General features: G+C 69.2%; 6 protein-coding genes and 1 pseudogene. 6 read left to right on the plus strand and 1 reads right to left on the minus strand.

Annotation, left to right across the window (positions count from 1 at the left end):
* The 6 genes from KD1_RS03375 to KD1_RS03400 all read left to right on the plus strand — a co-directional run.
* A partial coding sequence (locus KD1_RS03375; RefSeq protein ID WP_174521089.1) for a CoA transferase occupies positions 1-418 on the plus strand: 418 nt, incomplete at its 5' end.
* Between the two features lie 67 nt (positions 419-485).
* Positions 486-2018, plus strand: a complete 1533-nt coding sequence (locus KD1_RS03380; protein ID WP_068397554.1) for a class I adenylate-forming enzyme family protein — start codon at positions 486-488, stop codon at positions 2016-2018.
* 39 nt (positions 2019-2057) lie between these two features.
* Positions 2058-2270 (plus strand): type II toxin-antitoxin system VapB family antitoxin, encoded by a 213-nt coding sequence (locus tag KD1_RS03385; RefSeq protein WP_068397563.1) that lies wholly within the window; start codon positions 2058-2060, stop codon positions 2268-2270.
* Positions 2271-2303: 33 nt separating this feature from the next.
* Positions 2304-3158: a hypothetical protein gene (locus KD1_RS03390; RefSeq protein ID WP_068397566.1), complete on the plus strand. Its 855-nt coding sequence runs from the start codon at positions 2304-2306 to the stop codon at positions 3156-3158.
* Positions 3151-6807, plus strand: a complete 3657-nt coding sequence (locus tag KD1_RS03395; protein ID WP_068397569.1) for a hydantoinase B/oxoprolinase family protein — start codon at positions 3151-3153, stop codon at positions 6805-6807. Before KD1_RS03390 ends, KD1_RS03395 begins: the two co-directional genes overlap by 8 nt.
* Positions 6804-8024, plus strand: coding sequence for an oxygenase MpaB family protein (locus KD1_RS03400; protein ID WP_083542009.1), 1221 nt, complete (start codon positions 6804-6806; stop codon positions 8022-8024). The genes KD1_RS03395 and KD1_RS03400 overlap by 4 nt, the downstream gene beginning before the upstream one ends.
* Before the next feature lie 3 nt (positions 8025-8027).
* Here KD1_RS03400 and KD1_RS16740 read toward each other — a convergent pair.
* A pseudogene (locus tag KD1_RS16740) lies at positions 8028-8228 on the minus strand (GNAT family N-acetyltransferase); the annotation flags it as partial.

Genomic DNA, 8228 nt, shown 5'->3' on the forward strand with positions numbered 1-8228 from the left:
CCCGCCGCACCTGCCGACGGTCCCGGTGGCCGACATGCTCGGCGCCGAGCGCGCCGTCTCCACTGCGCTGGCGGCCCTGATGATGCGCGGCACCGACAACCCCGGCGGGCGACACCGCGTCGCCCTCGCCGACGCCGCCCACTTCGCCGGCGCGGCCGTGCGCCACGGGCTCATGGGTGCGGGCGCTCCCCTTGGCGGCGCGCTGCCGACGTACGACATCTACGCCACGGCGGACGGGCACGTGGCCCTGGGCGCCCTCGAGCCGCACTTCGCAGCCGGCGTCAACACGTGGCTGGGCACGACCCGCGACGAGATCGCGGCCAGCCTGGCCACACGACGCTCCGCCGAGTGGGAGCAGCTCGCCGCCGAACGCGACCTGCCGGTCACGGCCGTCACTCCCCCACAACGTCCCGCCTGATTCCTCCGATCCACCCACGCACAGCCACTCAATCCGATCAACGTCGATCCAGAAAGAGGCCGCACCCATGGCAACACTCGCCGGACAGCTCGCTCGCAGCGCCGCGTCGTACCCAAACCAGACCGCCCTGATCTTCCAGGAGCGCGAACGCACCTACGCCGAACTGAACGCGGAGGTCAACCAGTACGCGCACGTGGTCACCTCGCTCGGTGTCACGAAGGGCGATCGCGTCGCAGTGATGTCGGGCAACTCGGACTCGTTCGTCCTGGCGATGTACGCGACCTTCCGCCTCGGCGCCCTGTTCGTCCCGCTCAACCCCCGCGCGACCTCACGCGAGCTGCGTCACCTGTTGGCCGACTCGGGCGCCACTGTCCTCCTGCTCGGTCCCGGCATGCAGCCGGCCGTGGATGGCCTCGCCGAGCTCGACCCCCTGCCGCAGCAGGTGCAGGTGCTCGATCTGTACGACGGAGGACCGAACGCGAACGTGACCGCGTCGGCGTCCGAGCAGTCGACCGATGACCCCGGCATCGACGTCGCCGAGGACGACAACTGCATGATCCTCTACACCTCCGGCACGACCGGACTGGCCAAGGGCGCCCTGTTCGACCACCACCGCATCCTGTGGGTGGGCCACTCCATGGGGACGCTGGGTCTGACCCGCTTCGACCGCCACCTCCACGTCGCGCCGCTCTATCACTGCGCCCAATTGGTGCTGTTCTGCCTGAACGGAATCTCGATGGGCGCGACCCACGTGATCCTCCCGGCCTTCGATCCGGTCACCGTCGCCGACACCATCGAGAAGCACAAGATCTCGATCTTCCTGGGCGTCCCGACGATGTATCAGTTGATGCTCAACCTGCCCGACCTGGCCGATCGCGACTTCTCCGCTTGGCGCATCGGCTTCTTCGGTGCCGCGCCGATGCCGCCGGCGGCAGCGGCGAAGCTGACGACCACGCTCCCCAACGTCGACTTCATCCAGCTGTGCGGTCAGACCGAAGGTGGCCCCACCGGCATCTACAGCGCCCCCGACGAGGTGCGCGCCCGCCCGGACGCGACCGGCCGCTGGCCCATCCCGAACTGCGAGGTGCGCATCGTCGACCCCGAGGGCAACGACGTCGCCGACGGCCAGGCCGGCGAGATCATCTACCGCAGCGAAACGCTGATGAAGGGCTATTGGAACCAACCCGAGGCCACCGCCGAGACGATTCGCGATGGGTGGCTCCACAGCGGTGACGTCGCCGTGCGCGACGCCGATGGGTACATGACGATCGTGGACCGGATCAAGGACATGATCATCACCGGTGGCCGCAACGTCTACTCGGTCGAGGTCGAGAGTGCCTTGGCCGGTCACCCCGACATCGCCGACGTCGCGATCGTCAGCCGCCCGGACGAGACGTTCGGCGAGACGATCATCGCCGTCGTCACGCCCACGCCCGGTGCCACGGTCACGCTCGAAGACGTGCGGAGCTTCGCCGCCGAGTACGTCTCGGACTACAAACTGCCCCGCGAGCTCGTCCTGCGCGAGATCCCCCGCAATCCTTCGGGCAAGATCCTCAAGCACGTGTTGCGCAGGGAGGTCCGCGAGGTCCCCTCGAGTTGACCCGACTCATAAATGAGCCGAACGTGAAAACATTCGCGTATGTCCCGTCGGACGAACATCAAGATCGAGAACGACTATGTCGACACGATCATGCATCGGTTCGGTCTGCGAACGAAGACCGAAGCCATCGACCTGGCCCTCCGCCACCTGGCCGGTGACCCCATGACCAAGGCGGATGCGCTGGCCATGCGCGGCGCTTCCGCCATTGACTCGGCGCCTGCCGACACCGCCGCTGCCTCGCGCCCGATCTGAACGGCCACGTTGCGAGTGCGCCACACTGAACGGGTGGAGCGCAGATACCGCCAGATCGCCTCGGGGGTCGCCGGATTCGTCGGCGGGGTCATGCTGCTCGTCGCCGTGCCGGCCGTGTGGGTCGACCGCATCCTGCTCGACACCGAGCGCTACACCGCAATCCTGGCTCCCCTCATCGACGATCCGGCCGTTCAGGCGGGGCTCGCCGAGCGGATGACCGACGCGGCGATCGGCCAGGCCCCGGCACTGGGGCGCGTGCGAACGCTGGTGCAGGACCAGATCGGCACAGCCGTCGCCCGTCCCGAGTTCGCGACCGTCTGGCGCGCCGGAGTGCGTACCTCCCATGCCACCGCCTTGGGGGCGGTCTCCGGTGACGGTTCTAGCCTGACCCTCGATCGCGACACCTTGGCCGTCGAGGTGGGGCCGATGATTGCCGCGGCCACCGAGAGGTTGCGTATCCCCGGCTCGAATCGGATCTCCGAGCTGCCGGGTATGTCGGCGTCGTTCGTCCTCATCGACTCCCCGGTGCTGGGCATGATCGCGGCCTCGGCACGCGTCATCGACGTCTGGGCCGTCTGGCTGCTTGTGGCGAGCATCGCTCTGCTGGTCGGCGCGGTGCTCCTCTCCCCCACGCGCCGCCGCACGTTGATGTGGTGTGCCGTCGGGGTCGCCGCCGCGATGGCGATCATCGTGGCCGCACTGGCGATCATCCGCGCGGTGTACCTCGACCCCGGCCCCGATCTGCCGCCCGGCCTCGCCACGGTGGTCTTCGATGCGCTGACGGCCCCCCTGAGGACCACGGCCTGGACGATCCTCGTCATCACCGCGGTTACCGCGCTCCTCACCCGCGTCGTACGCCGGCCCGCTAGGGTCACGGGCCATGGTTGAGGCACCACGCTGGGAGTTCTGGGTCGACCGCGGAGGCACGTTCACCGACGTCGTCGGCAGACGCCCGGACGGATCGCTGGTGACCCTCAAACTTCTCAGCGAGAACCCGGATCAGTACCGCGACGCGCCGGTGGAGGGGATCCGCCGGCTGCTGGACCTGGCCCCCGACGCACCGATCACGCCCGACCTCGTCGCCGGCGTCAAGATGGGCACCACCGTCGCCACGAACGCCCTTCTGGAGCGCCGTGGCGAACCGACGCTGCTCGTCATCACCGAGGGTTTCGGAGACGCGCTGCGCATCGCCTATCAGGACCGGCCCGACATCTTCGCCCAGCGCATCGAGTTGCCCGAGTTGCTGTACTCCGAGGTGATCGAGGGCCGCGAACGGGTCGGCGCCGACGGCGAGATCGTGACGCCGCTCGATGAAGCGCACCTGCGTGCCGCCCTGACCACGGCGCATGCCACCGGCCTGAACAGCGTGGCCATCGTCTTCATGCACGGGTATCGTTTCCCGCGCCACGAGCAGGCGGCCGCGACCATCGCCCGCCAGGTGGGGTTCGACCAGGTCAGCGTCTCGCACGAGGTCAGCCCGCTGATGAAACTCGTCGGCCGCGGCGACACGACCGTGGTCGATGCCTACCTCTCCCCCATCCTGCGTCGGTATGTCGACCAGGTGACCGAGCAGATGCCCGGCGTGCCGCTCTACTTCATGCAGTCCAGCGGTGGCCTGGCCGACGCCCACGCCTTCCAGGGCAAGGACGCGATCCTGTCGGGCCCGGCCGGCGGGGTGGTCGGCATGGTCCGCACCGCCGAGATCGCCGGCGGTGACCTGGGCACGAATCGGATCATCGGTTTCGACATGGGCGGGACCTCCACCGATGTCACGCACTACGCCGGCGAGTACGAGCGGGCCTTCGAGACCCAGGTCGCCGGGGTTCGGCTGCAGACGCCGATCATGAGCATCCACACCGTCGCGGCCGGCGGCGGGTCCGTCATCGAGTTCGACGGAGCGCGGTTGCGGGTCGGGCCGCACAGCGCCGGGGCCGATCCGGGGCCGGCCTGCTACCGGCGTGGCGGGCCCCTCGCCGTCACCGACGCGAACGTGCTCCTCGGGCGGATCCAGTCGGCCCATTTCCCGCGCATCTTCGGGCCCAACGCCGACGAGTCGCTCGACGCCGACGCTGTGCAGGCACGGTTCTCCGACCTCGCCGCCACCATCGCCGCGGCCACCGGTACCGACCAGACCCCCGAACAGGTCGCCGAGGGCTGCCTCGACATCGCCGTCGGCGCCATGGCCGGCGCGATCAAGAAGATCTCCATCGCCCGCGGCCACGACGTCACCCAGTACGTCCTGCAGTGCTTCGGCGGCGCGGCCGGTCAGCATGCGTGTCAGGTCGCCGACGCACTGGGGATCACGCGAGTGTTCGTCCACCCGCTCGCCGGCGTCCTGTCGGCGTACGGCATGGGACTGGCCGACCAGAACGTCATCGCCGAGGCCGCGATCGAACTGCCCCTGGCCGACGCCGCGCCGGCACTGCGTGATCGACTCGACGCGTTGGCCACCGAAACCACCGAGGCGTTGCGCCACCAGGGCGTGGCCGCCGACGCGATCCGTCTCGAACGACGGGTGCATCTGCGCTACGCCGGCACCGACTCCGGCTTGGTCGTGCCCTACGACGCTCCGGAGGCGATGCGGGAGTCGTTCGAAACCGCCTACCTGGCGCGGTTCGCGTTCCTCATGCACGATCGCGCGCTGGTCGTCGAATCGGTCACGGTCGAGGCCATCGGGTCACACCAACCGTTCACCGAGTCCGCCACCGACGAACTCGCGGATGGGCCGGCCCCCAGCGCCACGACGATCCGGTTGTATGCCGACCGGACGTGGTGGACGGCGCCGTTGGTCCACCGCGAGGATGCCTCCCCCGGTCACACCATTGAGGGCCCGGCGCTGATCGCCGAGGCCAACGCGACGACGTTCGTCGCCCCCGGCTGGCGCGCCCGTGTCACCGCATTGGGCCACCTCGTCCTGGACCGGGTCGAGGCGCCCGTGACGCGACGCGCGATCGGGGCGAACGTCGATCCGATCATGTTGGAGGTCTTCAACAACCTCTTCATGAACATCGCCGAGCAGATGGGCGAACAACTGCGCCAGACCGCCTACTCGGTCAACATCAAGGAGCGCCTCGACTTCTCCTGCGCCCTGTTCGACGGGCACGGTGACCTCATCGCGAACGCTCCGCACATCCCCGTGCACCTAGGCTCCATGAGCGAGTCGATCAAGTCGGTAGTCGCCCGCAATGCCGACCGCATGCGCCCCGGCGACGTCTATCTCGTCAACGATCCGTACCACGGTGGCACGCACCTGCCCGATCTGACGGTCGTCACCCCGGTGTATCTGCCCGGTCAGGAGGAGCCGTCGTTCTACGTCGCCTCCCGCGGACATCACGCCGATCTCGGGGGGCTCACGCCGGGGTCGATGCCACCGTTCTCCACCCACATCGACGAGGAGGGCATCCAGTTCGACAACGTCGTCCTCATCGAAGGTGGGCGGTTCCGGGAGGCCGAGATCGTCGAGATGCTGACGTCCGGCCCGTACCCGGCGCGCAATCCGCAGCAGAACCTCGCCGATCTACGGGCCCAGGTCGCGGCCAACGAGAAGGGCGTCGCCGAGGTGCGGGCGATGGTCGACGAGTTCGGTCACGACGTCGTGGCGGCCTACATGCAGCATGTGCAGGACAACGCGGAGGAATCCGTACGGCGCGCCATCTCGACGTTGGCCGACGGCACTTTCACGCTGCCGCTCGACAACGGCGCGCAGATCACGGTCGCCATCAGCGTCGACCCCAACGACCGGAGCGCGGTGATCGACTTCACCGGGACGAGCGCACAACTCCCGAACAACTTCAACGCCCCGACGGCCGTCTGCATGGCCGCTGTGCTGTACGTGTTCCGTACCCTCGTCGATGACGACATCCCCCTCAACGCCGGGTGTTTGAAGCCGCTGGAGGTGCGGATCCTCGAGGGATCGATGTTGGCGCCGACGTACCCGGCCGCGGTCGTCGCCGGCAACGTCGAGACCTCCAGCTGCATCACGAATGCGCTGTACGGACTGCTCGGCACGATGGCGGCGGCGCAGTGCACGGTCAACAACCTCACCTTCGGGAATGCGGAGCATCAGTACTACGAGACGATCTCGGGCGGCTCGGGCGCAGGGCCGGGGTTCGACGGGACATCGGTGGTGCAGACGCACATGACGAACTCGCGGCTGACCGATCCGGAGGTGTTGGAGTTCCGGTACCCGGTGCGGCTGGACGAGTACGCCATTCGCCGCGGGTCGGGTGGGGCCGGGCGGTGGCACGGCGGCGACGGCGGCACGCGACGGGTGCGGTTTCTGGAAACGATGACCGCGAGCATCCTCAGCAATGGGCGCACGGTGCCGGCGTTCGGTCTGGCCGGCGGCTCGCCCGGCGCGCTGGGGGCCAACCACGTCGAACGCGCCGATGGGAGGGTCGAGGAACTCGGCCACATCGCGTCCGTGACGATGTCGCCGGGTGACGTGTTCGTCGTCGAGACGCCGGGAGGCGGCGGGTACGGCGCTCCGGCGGGCCCTGGCGATGAGGTACCGCCCGCGCCTACTGTCGTGGAATGAGCCCGAGCGTCGCACCCGCCACTCCTCCGACCTCGGTGCGCCACATCGAGGCGGCGGTGGCGCGGCACCCACGGCTCGGGCGCGCGTACCTGGACGGCATGTGGGTCGGAGATCCGTTGGCGGACGCCTGCGCGCAGGAGGCCGTGCGCCTCGGGCGGGGACGCTACATGCGGCTGCTGCGTCTGGCGCTGGCCGAGGGGATCGAGGCCGTACCCGATGCCCCGGATGCTCTGATCGCCCTCTTCGCCGAACTCGACTCCGTGCCGCCGTGGGTGGATCTCGCGGCCATCGACCTGGGCGTGCGCGACATCGCCCGGTACAGCCGCGAGATGGGCATCGTGCTCGGTGCCGCGTCGCTGCTGACCGGGTATGCCAACCCGACCGCGTCACGCCCGCTGGAGATGACCGGGCGCTACATCGAAAGCGCGGGGATGCGCACCATCGAGGTCGGCACGTGGTTGCGATCGGTCTCGTCGATCGGCGGCCTCGAACGCTTCTCCGTCGGTTTCGAGCGGACGGTCCGGGTACGGATGATCCACGCGTTCGTACGGCAGCATCTGCGCGACGCTCCGGAGTGGGATCGCGACGCCTGGGGCGAACCGATCTCGCAGGCGCATCTCGCGTACACGATCGATGAGTTCTGCCTGGTGTTGTTGCGAGCGCTGGCACGCATCGGAGTCTCGTTCCGGGCGCACGAGGTCGCCGACGGCTTCTACGCACGGTGGCGCTATCTCGGGTACCTGCTCGGCGTCGCGCCGGACCTGTTGCCCGCCGATCAGCGTGATCAGGAGGTCCTCGAGGAGTTGCACCTGATGACGCGGCCACCGATGGAGGAGTTCTGCCGCGCCCTGGTGCGCGGGATCAACGCAGAGTTCCTCGAGCCCGAGGTGTCGCTCATCCTCGGGCCGGTGAAACGGTGGTCCCCGACGGTGGTGCACGGACTTGAGCGGCTGTTCATGGGCAACGACCTGTGCGACGACCTCGGCGTCCCCGCCTCGCCGATCGGGCCGCTGGTGGGGCTGCTCGGGCGGCCGGTGGGCCTGGCGAACCGCGCGCTCGACCGGTCGGAGCGGCTCGTGGAGTGGCGCCGGCAGCGCGGCGTGGCGTTCACCAACCAGCAGCAGGAGCGGTTGCGCGTGACCTATGCGGTGCGACACGAGATGGTCGACGACTCCCCCGCGACGGGCGCCGCGCACCCGGCCCGCTCGGGTCCCTGACGCTCAGAAGTCCAGGCGCACGACGCTCCGCCGCTTCGTCGGCCGCGTCACGACGTGGAACCCGGCATCGAGGAAGGTCTGCTCGAACCCGACGAAGTACTCGCCGAGGATGGCGTTGTCCGAGGACATCGGGTAGCCCTCGATCGCGGTGGCTCCGGCGGCCCGGGCATGGGCGACGGCGCCGGCGAGCAGGGCCCGGCTCAC

It is taken from the genome of Kribbia dieselivorans NBRC 106261, from assembly GCF_001552435.1.
Taxonomy (GTDB): Bacteria; Actinomycetota; Actinomycetes; order Actinomycetales; family Dermatophilaceae; genus Kribbia; species Kribbia dieselivorans.

What these genes read in the sequence shown, in the direction of transcription:
- KD1_RS03380 (WP_068397554.1), top strand. Translation starts at nt 486, where the DNA reads ATGGCAACACTCGCCGGACAGCTCGCTCGCAGCGCCGCGTCGTACCCA.
- KD1_RS03385 (WP_068397563.1), top strand. Translation starts at nt 2,058, where the DNA reads ATGTCCCGTCGGACGAACATCAAGATCGAGAACGACTATGTCGACACG.
- KD1_RS03395 (WP_068397569.1), top strand. Translation starts at nt 3,151, where the DNA reads ATGGTTGAGGCACCACGCTGGGAGTTCTGGGTCGACCGCGGAGGCACG.
- KD1_RS03400 (WP_083542009.1), top strand. Translation starts at nt 6,804, where the DNA reads ATGAGCCCGAGCGTCGCACCCGCCACTCCTCCGACCTCGGTGCGCCAC.